The sequence below is a fragment of the Streptomyces sp. NPDC002513 genome, assembly GCF_053595355.1.
This window is the reverse complement of the sequence record NZ_JBSFXK010000060.1, coordinates 21,860-44,936: the sequence shown is the minus strand read 5'-3', so window position 1 is coordinate 44,936 and position 23,077 is coordinate 21,860. Positions and strand designations below refer to the sequence as shown.

At 70.8% G+C, this 23,077-nt stretch carries 13 protein-coding genes; 6 read left to right on the top strand and 7 right to left on the bottom strand.

Annotation, left to right across the window (positions count from 1 at the left end; genetic code table 11):
- Positions 1-720: 720 nt before the first annotated feature.
- The 3 genes from ltrA (at position 721) to ACWD5Q_RS29000 (ending at position 5,160) form a co-directional block, all read left to right on the top strand.
- Entirely contained in the window at positions 721-2,148 is a 1,428-nt protein-coding gene (gene ltrA / locus ACWD5Q_RS29010) for a group II intron reverse transcriptase/maturase (RefSeq protein WP_451430022.1), read from the top strand.
- A 138-nt stretch (positions 2,149-2,286) separates the two neighbouring features.
- Positions 2,287-3,219, top strand: a complete 933-nt coding sequence (locus ACWD5Q_RS29005; RefSeq protein WP_451430021.1) for an IS3 family transposase — start codon at positions 2,287-2,289, stop codon at positions 3,217-3,219.
- Positions 3,220-4,122: 903 nt separating this feature from the next.
- Positions 4,123-5,160: a LacI family DNA-binding transcriptional regulator gene (locus ACWD5Q_RS29000; RefSeq protein ID WP_451430020.1), complete on the top strand. Its 1,038-nt coding sequence runs from the start codon at positions 4,123-4,125 to the stop codon at positions 5,158-5,160.
- Between the two features lie 431 nt (positions 5,161-5,591).
- On the opposite strand, the gene ACWD5Q_RS28995 is transcribed toward ACWD5Q_RS29000, so the two are convergent.
- The 7 genes from ACWD5Q_RS28995 to ACWD5Q_RS28965 all read right to left on the bottom strand — a co-directional run bounded on the left by ACWD5Q_RS28995 (position 5,592) and on the right by ACWD5Q_RS28965 (position 13,368).
- Positions 5,592-6,074, bottom strand: coding sequence for a hypothetical protein (locus ACWD5Q_RS28995; protein WP_451430019.1), 483 nt, complete (start codon positions 6,072-6,074; stop codon positions 5,592-5,594).
- Positions 6,075-6,106: 32 nt separating this feature from the next.
- Complete coding sequence (locus ACWD5Q_RS28990; RefSeq protein WP_451430018.1) at positions 6,107-8,863, bottom strand: CHAT domain-containing protein; 2,757 nt, start codon at positions 8,861-8,863, stop codon at positions 6,107-6,109.
- Complete coding sequence (locus ACWD5Q_RS28985; protein WP_451430017.1) at positions 8,860-9,291, bottom strand: hypothetical protein; 432 nt, start codon at positions 9,289-9,291, stop codon at positions 8,860-8,862. The genes ACWD5Q_RS28990 and ACWD5Q_RS28985 overlap by 4 nt, the downstream gene beginning before the upstream one ends.
- Before the next feature lie 443 nt (positions 9,292-9,734).
- Positions 9,735-10,256 (bottom strand): hypothetical protein, encoded by a 522-nt coding sequence (locus ACWD5Q_RS28980; RefSeq protein WP_451430016.1) that lies wholly within the window; start codon positions 10,254-10,256, stop codon positions 9,735-9,737.
- Between the two features lie 189 nt (positions 10,257-10,445).
- Complete coding sequence (locus ACWD5Q_RS28975) at positions 10,446-11,249, bottom strand: ABC transporter permease (RefSeq protein WP_451430015.1); 804 nt, start codon at positions 11,247-11,249, stop codon at positions 10,446-10,448.
- On the bottom strand, positions 11,246-11,860 hold the full coding sequence (locus tag ACWD5Q_RS28970; RefSeq protein ID WP_451430014.1) for an ABC transporter ATP-binding protein: 615 nt from the start codon (positions 11,858-11,860) through the stop codon (positions 11,246-11,248). The genes ACWD5Q_RS28975 and ACWD5Q_RS28970 overlap by 4 nt, the downstream gene beginning before the upstream one ends.
- Before the next feature lie 191 nt (positions 11,861-12,051).
- Positions 12,052-13,368 carry a wax ester/triacylglycerol synthase domain-containing protein gene (locus tag ACWD5Q_RS28965; RefSeq protein WP_451430013.1) on the bottom strand — a complete coding sequence of 439 codons (1,317 nt, stop codon included), beginning with the start codon at positions 13,366-13,368 and terminating at the stop codon, positions 12,052-12,054.
- Positions 13,369-14,128: 760 nt separating this feature from the next.
- Between ACWD5Q_RS28965 and ACWD5Q_RS28960 the strand changes: the two genes are divergently transcribed.
- From ACWD5Q_RS28960 to ACWD5Q_RS28950, 3 genes are read left to right on the top strand one after another with little or no spacing between them, the layout of a single operon-like run.
- On the top strand, positions 14,129-15,316 hold the full coding sequence (locus ACWD5Q_RS28960; RefSeq protein ID WP_451430012.1) for an SDR family oxidoreductase: 1,188 nt from the start codon (positions 14,129-14,131) through the stop codon (positions 15,314-15,316).
- 33 nt (positions 15,317-15,349) lie between these two features.
- The gene (locus tag ACWD5Q_RS28955; RefSeq protein ID WP_451430011.1) at positions 15,350-16,933 is read left to right on the top strand and encodes a PfaD family polyunsaturated fatty acid/polyketide biosynthesis protein; all 1,584 of its coding nucleotides are present in this window, start codon (positions 15,350-15,352) and stop codon (positions 16,931-16,933) included.
- Positions 16,934-16,989: 56 nt separating this feature from the next.
- On the top strand, positions 16,990-23,064 hold the full coding sequence (locus ACWD5Q_RS28950) for an SDR family NAD(P)-dependent oxidoreductase (protein WP_451430010.1): 6,075 nt from the start codon (positions 16,990-16,992) through the stop codon (positions 23,062-23,064).
- The last annotated feature ends 13 nt before the right edge of the window (positions 23,065-23,077 follow it).

The following is a 23,077-nucleotide window of genomic DNA, read 5'->3' as shown; positions in this document are numbered from 1 at the left end:
ACCCGCTGGCTGCCCCAGGCCGACCACCCCCACACCGCAACCACCCGAAAGCCGCAGATCATCGAGCTACAGCGCGGTTCACCACCACGCTCTGATGTCCTCAAGCGATGCATGGGTGCGCCACGAAGCTCTGTGTGACCGAGTGGTGGTGCAAGACCGCCACCGCCGGGCCGTCGCAGCGGTCCGGTAGAAGCTGGGGGCAGTCCGATCCGGGGGACGCCGGGGAGGGCGGGAAGCAGCCCCGACAACGACGGGACGCGCCGGTACTGCCAGACGGTGCGGGTCCGGCAAGCGAGGCCAGAAGGTGTACGTGAGGAACCTGCGGTTAAAGCTCCGTAAGCGTTGTACCGGCTCCAACCTGGTGGATCTGGGCCGGGATGCAGTACGCGGCTGCCCTACATGCGGGCCGCCGACTCCGGACTCCGAGAAGTCTTCGGGTTCGGTGGCCGTGCCGAAGGACTGCGGCGTAGGCACGGCGAGGCTGTCGGGGCAAAGCAGGGCATCCATCCTGGCCGATCGGCACACAGGGAACGTGGGAACCATCCGAGACCGCCCCTTCACCGGCCTTCCAGGTCGGGAGTGGGGGCAGGCCCGTCGCCGGCCGGCGGTCTCGTGGTGGGGCGGAGGACCCGTAGTAGTCCGAGCGCGCGAGAGGCGCGTGCATGGCGAAGGGGTCCAGCAAGTCGGCAGTGCGGAAGCTGGAATGCCAGGAGGTCGTTGGTGAATACCGACGAGCTGGAGGAGGTCGCGTATGCGGCCGAACGCCGGGTACTGAAGATCCAGGCCAAGCTGCACCGTTGGGCGGCGGAGGATCCTCTCCGCCAGTTTGATGACCTGCACAATCTCGTCTGCGACCCGGCCTTCCTGCTTGCAGGGTGGATGCGGGTGCGGAGCAACAAGGGTGCGCGCACGGCCGGAGTGGACGGCGTGACCGCCCATTACATCGAGGACGTGCGCGGACTGGAGGGCTTCCTTGCGGAGTTGCGGGCCGAGTTGAAGACCCGCACCTTCCGGCCCTTGCCGGTGCGGCAGCGTGGGATCCCCAAGGCGGGCGGCAAGGTCCGCTACCTGGGCATCAACACGATCCGCGACCGGGTGGTCCAGGCTTCCTTGAAGCTGGTCCTGGAGCCGATCTTCGAGGCGGACTTCCTCCCGTGTTCCTACGGGTTCCGCCCCAAGCGCCGAGCTCATGACGCGATCGCCGAGAGTCACCATCTGGCCTCCCGCTCCTACGAGTGGGTGGTTGAGGGCGACATCGAGGCGTGTTTCGACAACATCGGGCATGCACCCGTTCTGCAACGGATGCGGGCCCGAGTCGGAGACAAACGCGTCATGGACTTGGTGAAGGCGTTCCTCAAGGCCGGGATCCTCACCGAGGACTCCGGGCTGAAGGAGTCGAGGGCCGGTGCACCGCAAGGCGGGATCTTGTCACCCGTGATCTCCAACATCGCCCTGTCCGTACTTGACGAGGCGATCGCGGCGGGACCGGGAGGACCAGCAGCCACCCGCAGTCGCAGGGCCCACCGGCGGGCAACGGGCAAGCCCAACTACCGGATCTGCCGGTACGCGGACGACTTTCTCGTGCTCGTCGCCGGGACCCGCGAGGATGCGATCAGCATCCGTGACTGGACGGCCGAGGTCCTCTCCCCGATGGGCCTGCACCTGTCACCGGAGAAGACGAAGATCACGCACATCGACGAGGGCCTGGACTTCCTCGGCTGGCGCCTCCAGCGCCACCGGAAGAAGGGCACCAATCGGCACTACGTCTACACCTACCCGTCCAAGAAGGCGCTCGCGTCGGTCAAGGACAAGGTGCGCAACGTGTGCCGACAGGACACCAATCTGCCGCTGGAAGTCCTGCTGCACCGCCTCAACCGGGTGCTGCGGGGCTGGACCGCCTACTTCCGTTTCGGCGTCTCGCACGCCACCTTCCGATACCTGCGCCATTTCGTCTGGCAGCGGGTCATCAAGTGGCTGCGAAGGAAGTTCCGCCGGAGCACCTGGAAGGAACTGCGCCGCCGCTACTGCGGCGGACGCTGGTGGCCCGTCACAGATGAGGTGCGGTTGTTCGACCCCGCGAGGGTGAAGACCGTCCGCTACCTCTACCGAGGGATGAAGATCCCCTCTCCGTGGCCCAGCACCGGCTGAAGAGCACCGTCCAACCGGGGCTTGTGGAGCGCCCGTTGCTCGGGAACGGGCACGGCGGGTGCGGAGGGCGGTCCGGGGAAACGGGCTGGCCGCAAGGTCAGCACCGCGCCTCGGGCCGACCCTACTCCTCTGGGTGAAGTGACCGAGAACGCTCCGGAGGCGCTGGTCGCCTTCATCGGTAACCAGAGGGCCGAGTACGGCGTCCCGCACCGGGTGGCCTGCCGGGTGGCCCGGGTGAGCGAGGCGTGGTTCTACAAATGGCGCCGTCGGCCGGACGAGCCGACGAACCGTGAGGTCAGACGCGCCAGGCTGGAGGAGAGGATCGTGTACTTCTTCCGGGAGTCGGGCGAAACCCACGGCTCGCCGCGGATCACGCTCGATCTGTGGGCGGAGGGCTGGCAGGTCTCGGAGAACACGGTCGCCAAGATCATGGCCGAGCTCGGGCTCCAGGGCCGCAAGCCCCCGCGCCGGCGGCGGTCGTTGACCCGGCAGGGCAAGCGGAAGGCCGCCCCTGACCTGGTGCACCGCCGGTTCGAAGCGGTGGCGCCGGATGTGCTGTGGTACGGCGATATGACGGAGATCGAGACCGGTGAGGGCAAGGTCTACCTGGCCACGGTCCTGGACGCGTTCTCGCGCCGCTGCCTCGGGTACGCGATGGGCGAGCACCACGATGCGGCCCTGGTCAGCGCATCCTTGCAGATGGCCGCAGCGACGCGGGGCGGTCGCAGGGACGGGACGATCTTCCACAGCGATCGCGGGGCGGAATATACGTCCGAGGCGTACAACGACCTGTGCGACCGGTTGGGCGTGGTGCAATCTATGGGGCGGGTGGGGTCGGCGCTGGACAACGCCGCCGCGGAGTCGTTCAACTCGCTGATCAAGGTGGAGTACATCCACCGGCATCGCTTCGCGACCCGCACCGAGGCGCGGCTGAGGATCGCGACCTGGATCACCGGGTTCTACAACCCCAGGCGCAGGCACAGCGCGGCCGACGGCCTGCCGCCGGAAGAGTTCGAACGGATCATCATCGAAGCACGCAACCAGAGCGGCCAGAGGTGCCAGGCCGCATAGAGCAGGTCTCTACAAAACGAGGGGATTGACAACCCCAACTTCCCCTGCAATCACGGGCTCCACGCTACGAGGGGAGGGTCAGTCTCTACCGTGATCACGCCGAGGTCGAGGACCGCGTCAAAGCGATCAAACGGATCGGCCTCGGACTTCTGCCCTCGAAGTCCTGGCAGCTGAATGCCGCCTGGGTGCTGGCTGCCACGATCGCCACCGACCTCGACGCATGGACCCGATTCCCCGATCGCGGGCCGTGACAGAGACGATCGCTCGCCGCCCCCACCGACAGATGCGGGGATGGTGACAGAAGGGGCGTGAGCGTGCGGTGCGGATGTACCGCGCCTCCCACCCCCGCAGATCGAGAAGCTCGCTGTCGACCTCGGCGAGCAGGATGTCCGGCCGACCACCGACGAGCGCGCCGAGCTGGTGGCCCTGCGCAAAGAGAACGCCCAGCTCGAGCGGGCGAGGCGGGCGTCGGTTCGCCGTTCCCGGGCGTCAGCTCCGACCATCCGCACTGGGAGCAGGACAGCCCCGGGGACGCGCCGTGGAGCGACTGAGCGAAGATTCACCGCTGCTCGGCTTCTGCAGCCGAACTCTCAGTTGGTGCCACCAAGGCCGCGGATCATCGGGCTCCATAGGTGCGTCCGGCAGCGCCGAAAAGACGCCGGCCTTTGCCTGCCAGCTGCTGAACACGCCGCGGAACGTCGGGTGGGGTTCGTGCGGTAGAGGGCCCCTCAGAGAAGCCACTGCGATCTCCTTCGCTTGGTCCGTTACCGTTAACGTTACCGTTAACGGAATTCTTGCGCAGGGAAGCTGATCCCGTCAACGCCCGCCGCCGGACGGCTCACGGCGCGGCAGACCGGCGAACCTGATTGACTTGGGCACAGGGCGGCACAGGAACAGAAGTGAGTGGGCAGCGTGGCCGGACAGCGGGAAACGGAAGAGCAGCGGGCGCGGGGTGTGAGAACCGTCAAGCGCGTCACGCTCCGCGACGTCGCTCAGGCGGCAGGCGTGTCCCATCAGACCGTCTCCCGGGCGATCAACGGCAAGGGGGAGATCGACCCGGGGACTCAGCAACGCGTGCTCGATGTCGCAAGGCAGTTGCGGTACCGGCCCAGCCGGTTCGGCCGGGGGCTGGTCCGCCCGGACGTCGTATCCGTCGGGCTCATCGTCCCCGACGTGGTCAACCCCTTCTTCCCGGAGTTCGTGGCAGGAGTGATCGCGGCCGCGGACGAACGCGACTGGCAGGTGCTCGTGGCCAGCACCGAGAACGACCGGTCCCGGGAGCTGGCCCTGGTCCGCTCACTCGGCCAGCAGGTTGACGCTCTGGTCGGCTACATCAGCCATACCGATGCGCAGCTCGAGCCGTACGTGGGCGCCGTGCCGCTGGTTCTGGTAGATCGCGGGCTGGACTCGTCGAACCACGCATTGGTCCACATCGACACCGCGGCCGGGATCCGGGCCGGGCTGCAGCACCTCGTCGACCGGGGGCACCGCCGGATCGGCATGATCGACTGCGAGTGCTTGAGCGCTCCGATGGTCCGGCGCCGCACCTTCCTCGAAGTCGTCGGCGAACATGCGCTGCCCGTTGACGAGGGCTGGATCGTCATGGGTGAGCAGTCCCCGGCCGGGGGCACCGCCGCGTTCGAGTCGCTGTACGCCGCGCGCCCGGACCTCACCGCCGTGGTCGCCTTCAACGACCTGGTTGCGATCGGCGCGCTCCGGGCCGCCCGCCGGCTCGGCGTCCACGTACCGGACGACTGCGCATTGGTCGGCTACGACGGGCTGAGCGTCGCCGATCTGGTCGACCCGCCACTGACCACCCTCCACCTCGACAAGCGACGGCTGGGCGAGCTGGCCATCCACCAAGTCGACCGACTCCTCTCAGGCGAACTGCCACCCCCTATCGTCCTGACACCGAGCTTGACTGTCCGCGGCACGACGTGACCCACCTTCCGGCCGTCGCGTGACGCCGGGCTTGGACGGGACCCTTTGTTTATCTCGTCACGGTTTCAACGAGCCGCTGATCGATGGCCCGGCCCGCGCCGGAACCGGGAAGCTTCTCCTTTGGAATCACGCAAGGGCCGCGTACAACTTGCGTTTCCCCAAAACGAATTGGGCGCCGATCCTCTGAAGTGAGGGTGGGGATCAGGCGGTGAGGCTGTAGTTCCGCTGGTCGGGACATGGGTAAAGGCGTTGATGTGCGCGGGCCGCGTGAAAGTTCCAGTAGTCCTCGAAGTCGCCGTTCGTGATCAGTGCGCGGAGTTGGTGGGAGCGCTGCTGGCTCCCGATGGAGCTCTCAGTGCGTGGGTCGAGCGCAATCACGTCGACGCCCCGGGCCTGGAGACCCGAAGCGGGCCGGCCACGGCCCGGCGGCGTCACTCTGGAGAGCCGCTGAGGATGCGGGAGACCAGGCGAGCCAGATCGCGGAGCAGACTGGCGGATGTCGCCTGCTTGGTCACCCGGAAGCGGAACTCCGATTTCCCCTCGGTGCGCTTGATCTCGATGTCTATCTTCGTCTGAAGCCAGGACACCAGGGCGCCCAACAGTACTGCGGAGACGACGGCGTGCTCCACGCTCATCTGCTCGTCCGCGGGCGGATCGGCCAGGACGGCAGCCGTGAGCTGCGCTGTCTCGGCGTCATGGGACAGCTCGGCAAGGAGCCGACGCGCGGCAGCATGGTCGTGCACGCCCTCCAGCGCCGCGGCCACGGCCTCGGGCGATCGGCCACCCGCACGGAGCAGGGCCTCGATCAAAGCTTGGGCCTCGGAGGCATCCAGGGGTGTCTGGACCGGGTCGAAACCGCCGAGGTCCTCGGTGATCTCCTGGAGGGAGAGCTGCACCGAACGGTCGGTCAACATGCCGAATTCCTCGGGTGGTTCGAGCGGAGTGGTCACAGTCGGCTCCAATCGCCGGAGAGGGAAAGCGCAGCCCAGTGGTAGGGGTGGGCCTGCCAGTCGTGGTCTGGCCGCGCGAGCATGTTGCGTTGTGCCTGCCAAAAGGCGCGCCAGACCGGCTTGTGCGGGTCGGCGGCGAGACGCTGGTAGAAGTCCGCGAGGAAGCGTCGGGAGCTCGTCTCGTCGACGTTCCACAGCGCGGCCACCACGCTGCCGACGCCCGACCCCAGCAGCGCCTCCACCAGGTCTTCGACGTCGCCGGCGGCGAACTCGTCGTATCCGGTAGCGCAGGCACGCAGAGTGAGGAGGTCCAAGTCCAGTACGTAGCGGGCAAAGTCTCGGACCGTGATCAGGTGGTCGAGACGCGCACGGACCGAAAGATGGCCGGGAGCCTTGCTCGGGAGCTTCCCGTCATGGGAGACCAGGAGTCCGGAGTCCAGAGGCTCGCGCCGGTCGAAGTATCCGTGGCAGGTGAGGTGGGCGATCTGGGCTGTGGCCAGGCGCCGGAGGACCGCATGCCGGTCCGCAGCCGTTCCGGTCAGCCGGTCCACCGACCAGGAGGAGACGGTCAGCAGGTCGGCGTCATTCTCGAAGCGCTCCGGGGCGGGGTCCTCCCGCGCAGCCACGCCCGCGCAGAACACCGGCCGGGTTCCATCTGTCGTGAATCGGGGCCTGCCACCGGCGACCAGAGCTTGGGGGTGTGGCACCCGGACAACGGCGTGGGCGGCGGCGAGCGGTCGGCCGTCCGGCATCGGGACAGCATGCAGTGGGATTCTCCGCATCGGCCCTTCCCCGGCGACGAGCAGGAGTTCCTGGTCGCGCACGTGCGGTAGGAAGGCCGCGATCAGAGGCGTGAGCGAGTCAAGGAATGGGGTAGGGCGACGCCATGGCCGGCGCGGATGCAGTGGTGGCAGCGGCGGGAAGGTCTGCGGGTCGCCGTCGAAGGCGCGGTGTAGATCGGTGACCGCGTCAGTGAGCTGCTTGTGTCCGATGGGCACCCGGTTCACGCGGAGCGTGTCGGTGGCCGGGACGTACGTGAAGACCGTGGTCTGGTCCTCTCCGGGGAAAAATGCCAAAAACGCGCATTGCTCGGCCGAATGCTCACTCCGCAGACGCTCGCGAACGGACACGAACCCGGTGCGGCGTCCGGGTTGCGCGACCTCCTCGTGGATGTCGAAGGCCAGTTCTTCCGGGGATCGGGCGCTGGGCACGTGCAGTTCCCGCCCGTGGTCGAGCAGCAGGTCTGCGAGGAGATGGTGGAGGGCCCGGTGCTGCTGGACGGCCGCCCGTATGCTCTGCGGGTCCGCGACGCCGGTGTCCGCGTCCGCCTCTGAGGCGAGGCGGCGCAGGAGTGCTGTACGCGACTGCCACAGCAGATCGACGGCGAGTTGGCGCTCTGTGTGCGAACCGGCTGCCAGCGTCTCGACCAGGTCGGCCGTCACTGCGTGGTACTGAAACTGCTCCGGATCCTCCTGCGTCTGCTGGCGAAGACGGCTGAGCAGTGTCGCTGCTTCCCGACGTCGCCCCTGTCGACGGTGCTGGAGGGCCAGGGCGCGGTCAAAGAGCAGCGAGACGCGCCGGTACCCGGGAGAGGAGGGTTCTTTCGGGCCGGCGAAGCCGTCGAAAAAGATCTCAGCGAGCGAGATCAGCAGGTCTGTCTCCGGGACGTCTTGGGTCAGCCGAGAGGCGAGCCGACTCAGGCCAGTGCCGAGCGGCTGCAGATCGGGAGTGAGCGTAGCGATGAAGCCCTGGAAGAGGTTCTCCACCATCTCCTCCCCGCTGCCGGACTCCAGGGCCGCGTCGCTCAGCCCGAACCGGGCCGCCGACTCGACGAGAGCCCAGCCGTCTTGGCCACCCACCAGCTCCAGCGCGCGCTGGTGGCAGGAGCGGGCCCCCGCTGCGTCGCCGGCCAAGCGCAGAGCCTCACCGAGGTGGTTCAGCGCGTGAGCCAGCGCCCCGTCCTCATCGGGACGCCGGGTCTGGATGAGGTTGATGACCCGGCGGTGTTCGCGCACTGCGTCGCGGTGCCTGCCCACTGCGGAGTAGGCATCGGCCAGCCCCGTCCGAGCGAGTGCCTCCACCAGATCGTCGCTGATCGACTCGGCCAGTTGGCAGGCACTCGCGAAGGCGTGCCGCGCGCGGCCGTGCAGTCCAAGGCTCTGGTACAACGATCCGCGCTTGAGGTGGAGATGACCGGCGGCAAGGTAGGCCGGGCCGCCGTGCGGCAGCAGGTCCGGGCCCTCCGGGTCGGCGTCGACTAACTCCAAGATATCCAGCGCCTCGCGGTTGCGGTGCACACGTTGCAGCGCATAGGCGAGATGCACCCGCACCTCAGCGATGCGGGCCTGCTCGTCCCGGTCCGTGCAGGGCAGGGCGTCTGTTTTCCGGGCACTGGCGAGCGCGGCCTCGAGGTCACCGCGGTCGAGGTGTTCCAGCACTATCTGTTCCAGGACCATGCGCGGTTTCGTGGGCGCGACGGGGAAGACCGCGTCGATCCGGGAGCGCTGCCTGCGCCGGTGCGCGAGGAGTTCCCAGCTGCCCCGGCTCTCCTCCACCAGGCGCACTACCTGGAGGGCGGCCTGCTCGGCGGCTGGGCGCCCGGCCGCACGGAACCGGTCCCTGCGGAGCAGGAGCGCCCCCCAGAGTTTGTCCCACGCGCACACGCCGGCGTTGTCGAAGAGCAGGGACTCCGCCTGGAGGAGCGACGAGGCGGCGAGGAGTTCGTCGACCAGGCGCTCGGCGGGGTCTTTCATGCACCGCGCTCCCCGCGCCGCGGGCGATTGTCTTCCAGCAGTGACTGAAGATCACTCCGTGCCCGGCGGACCAGGTCCAGAACGGGTGCGTCTGGCGCCCGCACCTCCAACTCCCGTGTAGCTGCGTCCAATTCAGCGTCCCACCGGGAGTCCCCGGCCCTCACCCGTGCCACACAGAGCGCCCCGACCAGGACCTCCAGCGGCTTCGGATCGCTGGGGTCGGCGGCGTGCGCCCAGCGCACGGTCTCGAGCAACTCCTCGTCGGTGACCGGGCTCAGCACCATTGACTTGAGCTCGTACATGGCCGTCGCCAGGCGGCCCGCATCGCCAGGCTCCGCCCGGCCCTGCTCGATCGCCTCACGCAGCGCCTCGATCCTGCGCTCGACGAACCTACGCTCCTGAGCCAACCGCATCTCGATATCGGACACTGCTCCCCCATCTCAGATCACCCAGCGGCCAATCGGGTCTGCTGACTCGGACGCGTCCAGGTAGGAAAGGGTTGCAGGACGGCGCGAAGGAGGCAGTGGAGGCTGCCCGAACCCAGCAACTTGGATCGCCACTGCGGGAGTTACAAGTCATCGACGATGACCTCCGTGCCGCACACCGGGCCGAGGACGGGGAAGCTCCCTGCGTAGACCATGACGATCAAGCCCTCGTGGAGGGTTTGTCGGCGTCGGGAACATGGCTGGTCCACCACAGGCGCAGGCAGGGGGTGGTGGCGAGCGCCGTCCCCGCCTCGGGATGTTGGAAAGACCAACCATCATCAATGGGGTGTCGGTAAGCCCATGTCGATGCGGCCGACTGAGGCCGTCGGGTCGGACGACGGACGAAACGTCAGGCGGCGGGCGGGGGCGGCATCCGCCGGATCTCGCTACCAGCCGGCCTTGACCCCGTCGTAGGCCTTACGGCAGTCGGCGTTGGTGGCATCCACGGCGAGCTTCTGCATGGCGCTGCGCCAGACCTTCTTGGCCACCTTCTCCAACTCCCTCGTCTGAGCGGGGATGTTCGGGGCGTACTTCTTGATCGTTCCGATGGCGGAGGTGGTGAACTTGCTGCACGCGGGTCCGGCGGCGTTCCGGTAGCGGGTGTCCAGGTCCGTGGCCACCGCTTGGCCGTTCTTGGTGGCCCAGGTGTTCCAGGCCGCGCACGCCACCTGGGTGAAGGCCGCCTGGTCGGCCTCGCTCAGGTTCGCGACCTCGCTCAGCATGGCGTTCTGGACCTTGTCGGGGACCGTGAAGTCCGTGACGGGGAACTTGTGGAGGGTTTGGAGCAGCGCCTCCTGACACGCGGGCGGCAGCGGGGCCGCCTGCGCGGCGGCGGGGAAGGCCAGAGCGGAGGCGGACAGGAGGGCCGCGGTGAGGACCGTGCGCTGGACGGTGCGGGACAGGGTCATGGGGTGATGCTCCTTGCGTGAACAATGTGTTGGGCCGGGCACGAATCAGCGCCCGCTTACAGAACGATCACCGGCTCACGCCGGTCACGGCGGCTGTCCGGTCACCTGACCGGCAGCCCGTCGGTCAGGTGGGTCGCGCGCGCCGTGCGGCTGCTCCGGGCGTCGTTGTGTGCGCGGGCGTGTCCGCGTTCACGCCGGGCCCGGAGCATTCTGGGGGCGTCGCCTCCGTTCCGGTGGGAGCGCGTCGCGGGTACGCCGGCGGAAGACCGTGAACGCGGCCAGCGCCGCCCCCAGGAACCAGAGCAACTGGACAGCGAGGCCCTGGGCCACGGGCGCGGTGGAGAAGGCCGCGGACATGCTGGCCTGCACGGCTCCGTACGACGGCAGAAAGCGCACGATGGCGCTGTCCGACCCGGAACTCGACAGGGGGTTCTGCAGGGCGACGTCGATGATGCTGATCATCAGGATGGCGAACATGCCCTCCACCTCACGGCGGAGCACCGAGCCGAAGACCACTCCGAGCGCGCCGTAGGTCAGGGCCGCGCAGAACAGCGCGGCAGCGAGCATGAGGGGCTGTCGGGGGGACCAGGCGAAGCCGGCGGCGGCCGTGGCGTAGACGGCGATGGCGGCGCAGACCAGGGTGAGCGCGCAGAGCTTGGCGAGGACCAGATGGTGACGTGGATACCCCGCCATGGCCAGGCGCCGGTCGAAGGCACCGCCTGCGAAGGTGGCGGCGAACATCATGAACCCGGCGATCAGGGTGACCGCGTTCAGCGCGCCGGTGATCTGGGTGAGGTGATTGCCGGGTGGGGTCAGGATCTCGTCCGTGGCCCGCAGCCGGAACGGCGCCGGCCGGTCGGGAATGGTCACGTAGGCCAAGGCGATCCATACGGGGATGTACACCACCACCAGCAGCATCGCGAACCGGTTGCGTGCGTGACCGATCAGCGCGTACCGGGAGGCCGTGGTGAACAGGGACCAGTGCCGCCTCATGCCGCCGCCTGCGAGCACCGGTCCTGGCGGTGCAGGCGCCCGCCCTCCAGACACCACAGCTGGTCCAACCGCTTGATGTCGTACGCCAGATGTGAGACGACCAGCACCGAGCGTCCGGCGTCGCGCAGCTCGGTCGCCAGCTTCCAGAAGCGCTGATACATCTCCCAGTCGAAGCCCTGGTAGGGCTCGTCCAGCAGCAGCACGTCCGGGTCGTGCATGAGCGCGAGGGTCAGGTTCAGCTTCTGCCGTGAGCCCCCGCTGAGCAGACCCGCACGCTGGTCGAGGTACTCGGTGAAGGACAGGGTCTCCATCACCTCCTCGGCTCGCCGCAGGTCCGCGAGCCCGAAGGCGTGCCGGAAGAAGTCCAGGTGCTGGCGGACGGTGAAGGAGTCGTCCAGGACCACCGACTGCGGGCAGTAGCCGAACCTGCCGCTGTGGTGCACCGAGCCCCGGTCCGGCCTGAGTTCACCGGAGAGGATCCTCAGCAGGGTCGTCTTGCCGGCGCCGTTCTCCCCGACGACGCCGGCGAGGACCCCGGGTCGCAGGTGGAGGTCGACGCCCCGTAGAACGGCGTGCTGCCGGTAGGAGTGGTGCACATCTGTGACGTCCATCGCGCTGCTCCGTCGTGCCAGGTCTTCCGGATGGCCACGGAACCGGTCCACGTCTTCCGATCGGTGGCGGATCAGGTCCCGCTCGACCCCAACGAGCAAGGAGCGCAACGGAAACGGCGCCAGGAGCGGTTCCGGTCCGCGGCGTCAATCCGGCGCACACCGCGTCACGCGTGCGGCGGCCTCACCGGCGTTCACACCGGCGCCGAGGTGTGCTCCAGTTCGCCCACGGCCTGCTCCCACAGTCCCGGAAGCAGTTCCCCGAACGGAAGGGCGCGGTCGGTCACGAAGGACACCTCGGCCCAGTTGCCGAAGAACGACAGGCCCATTCCGAAGAGGTGCCCGGGAACGAGCAGGGGGAGCAGGGCAACGCCCGTCACCTGGCTGTCGCCCAGGCTGCCCTTGTCGGCGACCGGCATGGACGTGGCCACGATGTCGGTGACGCGCGGGGAGAGCATCCTTCGCAGATACCACTCGGTCGGGCGGTCCGGCATGTAGCGGACCATGTCCTGAATGGCCTGCCGCCATGCCTCGCCCCGCAGCTTCCGGGTCGTCGCCATGATGTGCTCCAGTCGCCACAGGGGCGGGTGGCCGTCCCGAGGCCCGGTCCCGCGCTCCGCAGCGGCCCGCACGGGCAGCTCCAACGGCAGGGCGAAACAGCGGTTGCCCCAGGTCTGTTCCTCGTCCGGGCGGCGTGCGTCAACGGGCAGCAGTGCCGTCACCCGAGGAAGCGGTACGCCGGACCGGGCCGACCAGGCAGACAACGCCCCGGCGAGCGCGGCCAGATGGGCGTCGTGGGCCGATCCGCCCTGCGCCGTACCGATCCGGCGGAGGGTGTCCGCCGGTACGCGGCCCCGCCACAGCCGCCGTTCTCCCGTGGGGACGAAGGGAACGGCCGGGCGGTGGTCACGAACGGCGAGAGAGCGGGCCATGAACATCGAGGCCAGCCCGACGGCCGTGCCCAACCGTCGCGGCAGCCCGGCCAGACGGCCCTTCCTCGGGACCGGGCGGGCCGAGGGCTCCCCCTCGCCCAGCATGGCCCGGAACGTGATCGCGGCAGCCGAACCGTCCTGGCAGGCGTGATGGAAGCGGTAACACACGGCGTACTCGTCAGGCGCATGGCCGTGGACCAGCCAGATCCCCCAGTAGGTGCCGGGCGTGAACGGCGCGTTGAGCGCGGTGTGCAGGGCGGCGTCCCACCCCTCGGGGCCCTCCGCGACCACCTCGTGGACGTGCCGGTCGACGGTGAAGTCCGCGTCCGGTCGCCACCGGGGGCGCCGCGTGCCGCCCTCGATCCGGCTCGTGAGCAGGGGCAGTCGGCCCAGGCGGAAGCCCACGTACGCGCGCAGGTCCCCCAGGCTCGGGGGCGGACCGCTCAGGTACGCGACGCCGCCGGTGTCCCAGCGGACGCCGGGGTGGCGGCGTTCCATGCTGAGGAACGCGCGGTCGACCGCGTGGGTGGGATGGCTGGGGGAGGGAAAGGACCGGGCTGACGGAACGGACACGGGCATCGCTGAACTCCAGTTCATGCGGGCGGACGGGCAGGCGGGGCACGGCCGGGCGCTCGGCCGACCCGACCGACCGGGATCGGCCACCGATCAGAAGGGCCGCCGACCAGTCCCCAGTGACGCCGAACGCGTCGCCTCGGCCTGAATCGGTACGGTTTATATCCGGTCGCGCTGAACGGCCGTACGCGCCCACAGCCCCCGCCGTACGCGACTCCCCTCCTGCCCCACCGGGCTCGGCACCCCGCACCGCCCGCCGGCGGGGACGCGGTGCCTTTCGGGTGATCTCCCGGCCACCGCCCGCGAGACCACCCGAAAGGAGGACGGCCCTCCGGGCGGTCCGCTCGGTCTCGACCACTTCCGTTGTCGCGTCGCGTACGGCCGGACGTCCCCGGCTCGCGGCGGGGCTCCGAGGGGCCGTCCGGGACACACACGGAGCGCGGCGCGGATACCCCGTTCGGGTGAGCGGGGGTGGGCTCCGGGCTCCACCATCGTCCGCCGTCTGACACTGTGTGCGTTGCGCCAGCGGTCATCAAGCCCACGAGAGGGCCTGAGGAGCCCTCGGCGGGGCCGGAGGAACCGGAGGACCGGCGGACGCCCGTTGTATCGGACCGGCCGGACGAGCCAGGCCGCGACCACCGGTGTCCACCGCGCCGTGGGACGGCCGGATGCATCGCGCTCTCCGGCCGCCGCAAGGGCCCCTGCCTTCCTCGCTCTCGCATGCGGTCGTGGTCCTGTCCCTTTCGGAGCCCTTGGAGCCAAGGTCATGCACGTCGCCCTCACCGGTGCCACCGGATTCCTCGGACTGCGCCTGCTGCGCCGTCTGCTCGACACGCACCGGTCGGTGACGGTCCTGGCACACGCGCGGTCAGGTGACACGCTGCACCGCATCACCCGGTTCTTCGCACTGACCGGCGCGCCCGAGCCGTTCCTCGCCGAACTCCCCGACCGGCTGCGGGTGGTGGAGACCCAGGTGGAGCGACCCCGGCTGGGACTGTCCAGCCGCGCGTTCCAGGAGGTGGCCGATGGCCTCGGCGCGATCTGGCACAGTGCGGGCAGCATCAACCTGGAGGGAGACCTTCCCGAGCTGCGCCGGACCAACGTCGAAGGGACCCGGCACGTACTGGAGTTGGCGGCCGCCGGACGCAGGAGACCCGTGGTCCACCACGTGAGCACCGCCTTCGTGGCCGGGAGTCGGCGTGCGGGGGTGGCGTACGAGGACGAGCTGGACGGCACGTACGGCTTCGAGAACGCCTACGAACGCTCCAAGTACGAGGCGGAGATGCTGGTCCACGCGTGGTCGCGGGAGCACCGCCGTCCGGTCGTGGTGCTGCGGCCGAGCATCCTGGTCACGGACCTGCCGCCGCACCCGGAACTGCCCTCGCATCCGCTTCAGGTCATCGAGCGGATCCTGCGCGACGCGCGACGCACCGCCGGTCCCCGGAGCCCGGTCCACGACGGCGCCGGGCCCGACGGCCCCCGCGGCGCAGAACCGGGCGGCCGTCCCCGCATCCGGATGGTGGGTCATCCGCACGGCCGGCTGAACCTGATGCAGGTGGACCACGCGGCCGAGGTCATGGTGCGCCTGGCCGGCCGGACGCCCTCGGGCGGAGTCGACACGTACCACGTCGTCCATGACCGCGACGTGCCGGTGCCGACGATCGTGACCCTGCTGGAACGACTGGTTCAGCTGTCGATCGACCTGGTCGCCACGAAGCCGGACGACCCGTCGGCACTGGAGGCGCTGGTGGACTGCTACCCGGGTATGACGCCCTACCTGAACCACCGACGGCGCTTCGACGACACCAGGGTCCGGACCCTGCTCGGTCCGTCGGCGGCCTCCGGCCGGGTGGACCTCGACTACCTGTGGTCCGGCCTGGTCCCGAGGGACCGGGTTCCCGCCGGGCCGTCACCCACGCCCATCGCCGCCGCCCCGTCCGCCCGGTACGCCTGACCCGCAGACCTCCTTTCCCGCTGGAGCCCCTCCGTGCCCGTCCTCTCCGCCCCTGACGCCCCCGCCGCGTCCCCGCCGGCCTTCTCCCTCGATGAGATCGCCGCCCGTGCCCGACGGATCCGGGAACCCGTCCACATCGTCAGCGGGCCGACCGGCCGTGAGCTGGGCCTCGCGACCGGTCCCGTACCCGACGGCCCGGTGCTCGGTACGCTGCCGCCGCTGTACCCGGAGTGGCTCGGCGGGCGCACCTTCTGCGAGGCGCACGGCGTCCGTTTCCCTTATGTGGCGGGCGAGATGGCGAACGGCATCGCGACCACCCGGATGGTGTCCGCGATGGCCCGGGCGGAGATGCTCGGGTTCTTCGGTGCCGGCGGCCTGGCCTATGCCGAGGTGGAACGGGCCGTGCACGTGCTGGCCCGGGAGCTGCGGTCCCGTCCGAACTGGGGCGTGAACCTCATCCACTCACCGGCCGAACCCGCGCTGGAGTTCCGCGTCGCCGAGTTGCTGCTGCGCTGCGGTGTGCCCCGGATCTCGGCGTCGGCGTTCATGGAGCTGACCCCGGCCGTGGTGCTGTGCTCGGCCCGGGGACTGCGCCGGGGCGCCGACGGCGGGATCGTCCGGCGCACGCGGATACTCGCCAAGGTCTCCCGGCCCGAGGTGGCCGAGAGATTCCTCTCGCCCGCCCCGGCCGGGCTGCTGGACCGGCTCGTCGCCGAGCGGAAACTGAGCCCGGAGGAGGCCGGCCTGGCGGCCCTGGTGCCGGTGGCCGAGGACATCACCGTGGAGGCCGACAGCGGGGGTCACACCGACAACCGGCCGTTGTCGGCCCTGCTGCCGAGGATCGTCCTGCTGCGCGACGCGCTGTGCCGGCGCTTCGGCTACCCCCGGCCGGTCAGGATCGGCGCGGCCGGCGGGCTGGGCACACCGGACGCGGTGGCCGCCGCCTTCGCCCTCGGCGCCTCCTACGTGGTCGTCGGATCGGTGAACCAGACGGCCGTCGAGGCGGGCCTGTCCGAAGAGGCCAAGGCGATGCTCTGCGAGGCGGATGTCGCCGATGTGGCCATGGCGCCGGCAGCGGACATGTTCGAGCTGGGTGTCACGCTGCAAGTGCTGTCCCGGGGGACGATGTTCGCCCAACGGGCCGACAGGCTCCACACGGCGTACCGGGCGCACGGCTCGCTGGAGGAGATCCCGCCAGCGATGCGCGCCACGATCGAACGGGACGTGCTGCGCGCCTCGTTCGACGAGGTCTGGCAGCGCACGCGCGCGTTCTGGGAGCGGCGCGATCCCTCGGAGATCACGCGCGCGGAGGCCGATCCGAAGCACCGGATGGCGTTGGTCTTCCGTTGGTACCTGGGCAGTTCCAGTCGGTGGGCGATCAGCGGCGAGGCGGCCCGGCGTACCGACTACCAGATCTGGTGCGGGCCCGCGATGGGCGCGTTCAACCGCTGGGTCGCGGGCACGTTCCTGGCCGAACCGGCGAACCGGTCCGTGGTGCAGATCGCGCTCAACCTGCTCGAAGGTGCCGCGGTACTCACCCGCGCCCATCAACTACGCACCTATGGAGTGCCGTTGCCATCCGAGGCATGCGCCTACACCCCGTGCGGGCTGGCATGAGCGGCCCCAGCGCCCCGGAGGCGTCAGCAGCAGCCGTCCGGCTCCGAGGAGACACCGTGTCCGCCTCCCCTTCCGGGCAGGTGCCCGTCGCCGTGGTCGGTGTCGGCGCCCTGGTGCCCGGCGCGACGGACGCGGCCGGCTACTGGCGGATCGTGACCGGCGGCCGGGACCTGATCACTGAAGTTCCCGCCTCCCGCTGGCTGGTGACGGACCACTACGACCCGGACCCGGCCGCCCCCGACAAGACGTACGCCCGCCGGGGCGCCTTCCTGCCGGAGGTGGACTTCGACCCGTTGGCCTATGGTGTGCCGCCCGCCAACCTGTCGGCGACGGACACCTCCCAACTGCTCGCCCTGATGGTCGCCGACCAAGTGCTGACCGATGCCGGCGGTCTGTCGGGCGTGGACCGGGACCGGGTCGGCGTCGTCCTCGGCGCGGCCGCGCTGGAACTGCTCCCGCACATGTACGGGCGCACCCATCGCCCGGTGTGGCTGAAGGCGTTGCGGGAGAGCGGTCTCGCCGAGGCCGAGGCGCAGACCGTGTGCGACCGCATCACGGCGCACTTCAGTCCCTGGCAGGAGTCGACCTTCCCGGGCCTGCTCGGCAATGTCGTCGCGGGCCGGATCGCCAACCGGTTCGACCTGCACGGCATCAACCACACCACCGACGCCGCCTGTGCCAGCTCCCTGGCGGCCCTGTCCACGGCGGTCGGTGAACTGGCGCTCGGCCGGGCCGACCTGGTGATCAGCGGCGGTGTGGACACCGGGAACGACATCGGCATGTTTCTGTGCTTCTCCAAGACGCCCGCGCTCTCCCGCACCGGTGACTGCCGACCGTTCTCGGATGCGGCGGACGGCACCCTGCTCGGCGAAGCGGTCGTCATGTACGCACTGAAGCGGCTGTCCGACGCCGAGCGGGACGGCGACCGGATCCACGCGGTGATCCGGGGCATCGGCACCTCGTCCGACGGCAGGAGTACGGCGATCTACGCGCCGCTTCCCGACGGTCAGGCACGGGCTCTGCGGCGCGCCTACGAGCAGGCGGGCTACGGTCCTCAGACCGTGGAGCTGGTCGAGGCACACGGGACCGGCACGAAGGCCGGGGACGCCGCCGAACTGACGGCGCTGCGCGAGGTGTTCGAGGCATCGGGGCGCACGGACGGGCAGTGGTGCGCGATCGGCTCGGTCAAGTCCCAGATCGGGCACACCAAGTGCGCGGCGGGGGCGGCGGGGCTGCTCAAGGCGGTCATGGCCCTGCATCACAAGGTGCTGCCGCCGACCATCAAGGTCGGCCGGCCGATGCCGACGGCCGCCGCCCCGGACGGCCCGTTCTACGTCAACACCGAGACCCGGCCGTGGGTGCGGCCCGCCGGTCATCCGCGCCGGGCGTCGGTGTCGAGCTTCGGCTTCGGGGGCAGCAACTTCCACGTCACGCTGGAGGAGTACGTGCCTTCAGGCCCCGGGCCGCGGGTGCCGCCGCGCCATCGCTCCGGGCCGAGCGAACTCGTCCTGTTCAGCGGCGCGTCGCCGTCCGACCTGGCGCCACCGGAGACGGACGGCGACCGTCCGCTGGCCGCGCTCGCCCGAATGAGCCACAGCGCGTTCTCTCCCACCGACCCGGTACGGCTGGCCGTCGTCGCCACCGACACCGAGGACCTGCGGGAGAAGTACGCGCAGGCGCTCACGCTGATCCGGCAGCGGCCCGGCACCGCGTTCACGACACCGAACGGCGTCCGGTACGCCCCTGGGGACCCCACGCCCGGCCGTCTCGCCTTCCTGTTTCCGGGGCAGGGATCCCAGTACGTCGGGATGGGCGCCGACCTCGCGATGCTGGCACCGGCCGCCCAGGCCGTGTGGGACCGGCTGGGCGGCACCAGGTTCGACGGGCGGCCCCTGCACCGGGTGGTGTTCCCACCGCCCGCCTTCGCCGACGAGGAACGCGCGGCCCACACGGCGCGTCTGGCCGCCACCGAGTGGGCGCAGCCCGCGCTCGCGGTGCACGCGCTGGCGCTGCTGGACGTACTGCGAGGTCTGGGACTGCGACCGGACTGCGTGGCGGGCCACAGTTTCGGTGAGCTGGTGGCGCTGCACTGCGCGGGTGTCCTGGACGCCGACGCGCTGGTCGGTCTGGCCCGCAGGCGCGGTGAGCTGATGCGGGACGCGGCCGTCGTACCGGGCGCGATGCTGGCCGTGGCGGCGGACCGTGCGCACGTGGCGGCGGTGCTGGCCGGTGACACGTGCGGCGACATCTGGCCGGCCAATCACAACTCCCCGCGTCAGGTGGTGCTTTCGGGTACGACGGAGGCCGTTGCGCGGGCCGAGAAGGCGTTCGCGGCCGAGGGTGTCGGCACGCGCCGGCTGGCCACGTCGACCGCCTTCCACAGCCCGCTGGTCGCCCCGGCCGGTGAGCCGCTCGCCGCGTTCCTGCGCACGGTCCCGTTCACGGAGCCCCGGATCGAGGTGTACGGCAACGCGGACGCGGCACCGTACCCGTCGTCGCCCGACGAGGTACGCCGCCGGATCGCCGGCCACCTGGCCGCACCGGTGCTCTTCCAGGATCAGATCGAGGCGATGTACGCGGCGGGGGTGCGGACCTTCGTCGAGGTCGGCGCGGGGACCGCGCTGACCGGCCTGGTCGGACAGATCCTCGGTGACCGCGAGCACGCGGCCGTCCCCCTGGACCGGCCGGACCGGTCCGGGGTCAGCACCCTGCACACCGCGCTCGGCGCGCTCGCCGTGCGCGGTATTCCTCTCGACTTCGATTCCCTCTGGGCGCCGTACGCCTCGCCCGGATCCTCAGTGAAGGAGCACGCGCCCCGGATGACCGTGAAGATCAGCGGAGCCAACTACGGTCAGCTCTACCCGCCTCGCACCGAAGCCGCCGAACCACTGCCGCCGGCACCCGCGTTGGAGCGTAGACCGGAACACCCCCACCCGTATCCCGCACCCGCGTCCGACATCCCGGCGGTTCCCATGTCCTCCTACACCCCCGCTCCCGCCCAGGAACCGGAGCCCGCGTACGAGGCCGAGCCGTCGCCCGGCCTCCTGTCCGCGTACGACGCCGTGTCCGTCTACGGTGCCAAGCCCGCGTACGACCCCGTGCCCGCGTACGACGCCGAGCCCGGGGCCACCCTCGGCACCGATTGGTACGCCGCGGTGGAGAGCGTCCAGCGGCAGACCGCTCAGGCCCACGCGGCCTGTCAACGCATGCTGACCGACAGCCACATGGCCTTTCTGCGGATGACCGAGACCACCCTGGCCGCGATGCTCGGCGTGCAGGACGCCGGCGGTGTGCCCGACGCCGCGGCTCCCCCGGCACCGCTGCCGCTCCCCCGTCCTTCGGAACCCCGGCGGGCCCCGGCACCCGTGGCATCGGCCCCGGCGGCGGCCGGTGTTCCCGGGACCACGCCCGCCCGCGTACCCGCCGAGTCCGGTGAGACGCCCTGGCCCGCACCGGTCGCCGCCGAGGAGCGGACCTCCGCCCCGGCGGAACCCCCGGCCCCGGCCGCCGATGCGGCGCCTGTGCCGGCGCCCGACCTGGAGGAACTGCTGCTCTCGGTGGTGGCCCGGCTCACCGGCTACCCGGCGGAGATGCTCAACGTGGACATGGAGTTGGAGGCGGATCTGGGAGTCGACTCGATCAAGCGCGTCGAGATCCTCTCGGCCGTACGCCGCAGCGTGGGTGACGTGGCGACGGGAGACGCCGGAGAGCTCGGTAAGCTCCGCACACTGCGCGAGATCGTCGAGGCGCTCACCGTGGCCGGCCGACCGCCCGGGGCCCCGGCGCCGGATTCCCCGGCCGTGACCGGGCCCCCCGCCGTCCCGGAGATCCCGGTCGTGCGCACCGGGTCAGGGCAGGAGAAGGCGCTGACGAGGCTGGTGCCGCGCGCGGTGGAGTCACCGGCGTCCGGCCTGGCGACGGCGGGGCTCCTGGACGGGCCGCTCGTGGTGACGGACGGGGGCGCCCGCTCCGACGGCGCCGCGATCACCGACCTCGTAGCGCTGAAGCTGGCGAAGCGCGGCGTGCCCGCCACCGCCGTGGCGGAGGTGCCTGAGGACGCCCGCGGTGTCGTGCACCTGGGCGGGCTGACCGGGGGCAGCGCGCCGGACGATGCGCGGGAGGTCCACCGGTCGGTGTTCCGCGCGGCGCGCACGGTGGCGGCACACGCGGCCGAGCGGGGCGGGCTGTTCGTGACCGTGCAGGACACCGGAGGTGACTTCGGGCTCGGCGGCCACGCACCCGACCGGGCGTGGCTGGGCGGCGTCGCCGGTCTGGCCAGGACCGCGGCGAAGGAGTGGCCGGGTGCCTCGGTCAAGGCCGTCGACTGCGAGCGAGGCACCCGGAGCGACGAGGAGGTCGCCGAGGCGATCGTGCGGGAGCTGCTCGAAGGCGGCCCTGACCTTCAGGTGGGTCTCCGGGCGGACGGTACCCGCACCACCCTGTGGGCGGTACCCGCGCCGGTGGTTCCCGATGGCACCCGGCGGATCACCCCGGAGTCGGTGATCGTGGCCACCGGAGGGGCCCGCGGGGTGACCGCCGCCGCGCTGCTGGACCTGGCACGGACTCACCGTCCGCGGATCGTGCTGCTCGGCAGGACGGCGCCGGCTCCGGAGCCCGAAGGGCTCGCGTCGGCCACCGACGAACCGGCCCTCACCCGTCTGCTCGCCGAGCGTTCCACCGAGGACGCGGCGAACTCCTCGCCCGCCCGGATCGCGGCGCGGGCCCGGGAGATCCTGGCCGCGCGCGAGGTGCGCGCGACGCTGGCGGCGCTGGAGGAGGCGGGGTCCCCCGTCCGGTACGTCCAGGTGGACGTCCGCGACGGCGACGCCGTCGCGGCCGCACTGCGCGCCGTGCGTGACGCGTGGGGGCCGGTCACCGGCATCGTGCACGGTGCGGGAGTGCTGGCCGACAAGCGGATCGCCGACAAGACCGAGGAGCAGGTCGAACAGGTGATGTCCACCAAGGTGGACGGTCTGCGCGCGCTGCTGGCCGCGACGGCGGACGATCCGCTGGACGTGATCTGCCTGTTCTCCTCGGTGGCCGCCGTGTTCGGCAACGCGGGGCAGAGCGACTACGCCATGGCCAACGAGATCCTGGGGCAGGTGGCGTCCGCCGAGCAGGCCCGCCGCCCCGGCTGCCTGGTGCGGTGCGTCGCCTGGGGTCCGTGGCGCGGCGGCATGGTCACGCCCGCTCTGGCCGGGCATTTCGGCCGGTCCGGGGTTCCGCTGATCCCTCTGGAGCAGGGGGCGGCCGCTTTCACGGCCGAGCTGGACGGCACAGCCGGTGAGGCCCGCGTCGTCCTGGTGGCCGGGGACGATCCCGCGGCCCTGTCCCCGGCCGGCGATCCGCGTCCGGCGCAGCTGCTGGTCCACGCGGACAGCGCGCCGCAGCTGGCCGACCATGCGATCAACGGGGTTCCCGTGCTGCCCGTGGCACTGGTCCTGAACTGGCTCGCGGGGGCGGCCACCGCCTGGCTGCCAGGTGCCGGCCCCCTCGTCCTGCGCGACCTGCGGGTGTACAAGAAGTACGCCCTGCCCGAACTGGCCGGTCCAGGCCATCGGCTCACCGTGCACGGCAGCCGGGGCGCGGCCGGTTCGCCGTCGGGGCTGGAGGCGGAAGTGCGGGGGGAAAGCGGTGTGGCGCACTTCCGGGCCGTGCTGGACACCGGGGCCGAAGACCCGGACCCGGCCGCGTGGGGCAGTCCGGACGGCCTCAAGCCGCTGGGCCGCACCGAGTGGTACGACGGGGAGAGTCTCTTCCACGGCCCCCGGTTCCACTCCGTCCGCTCGCTGCGCGGTGTTTCGGAGCACGGAGCCGAGGCGATCGTCGCGGGCGTGCGCGTCCTGGAATGGCCGGGTGAGCACTGGCCGCTCGACCCGGCCGCCGTGGACGGCGCTCTCCAGCTCGCCCTGGTCTGGGCGCAGGAGGAACTCGGTGCGGCGACGCTGCCGATGGCCGTCGCGGAGTGCAGGGTGCACCGGGGCGGCCCGGTGGACGGCACCGTGCGGTGTGTGCTGCGGGGCCGGAAGAGTCACAGCACAGGGGCACGCTGCGATGCGGCTCTGATCGACGCCGACGGCTCCGTCCGTCTGGAACTGCTCGGCGTGGAACTCGTCCGCCGTCCCTCTTGAGCGCCGGCCCCCG

Bases quoted from the DNA above. Each gene is read 5' to 3' on its own strand.
- ACWD5Q_RS28995 (WP_451430019.1), bottom strand. From the start codon at position 6,074: ATGTTGACCGACCGTTCGGTGCAGCTCTCCCTCCAGGAGATCACCGAG.
- ACWD5Q_RS28990 (WP_451430018.1), bottom strand. From the start codon at position 8,863: ATGAAAGACCCCGCCGAGCGCCTGGTCGACGAACTCCTCGCCGCCTCG.
- ACWD5Q_RS28980 (WP_451430016.1), bottom strand. From the start codon at position 10,256: ATGACCCTGTCCCGCACCGTCCAGCGCACGGTCCTCACCGCGGCCCTC.
- ACWD5Q_RS28975 (WP_451430015.1), bottom strand. From the start codon at position 11,249: ATGAGGCGGCACTGGTCCCTGTTCACCACGGCCTCCCGGTACGCGCTG.
- ACWD5Q_RS28970 (WP_451430014.1), bottom strand. From the start codon at position 11,860: ATGGACGTCACAGATGTGCACCACTCCTACCGGCAGCACGCCGTTCTA.
- ACWD5Q_RS28965 (WP_451430013.1), bottom strand. From the start codon at position 13,368: ATGCCCGTGTCCGTTCCGTCAGCCCGGTCCTTTCCCTCCCCCAGCCAT.
- ACWD5Q_RS28960 (WP_451430012.1), top strand. From the start codon at position 14,129: ATGCACGTCGCCCTCACCGGTGCCACCGGATTCCTCGGACTGCGCCTG.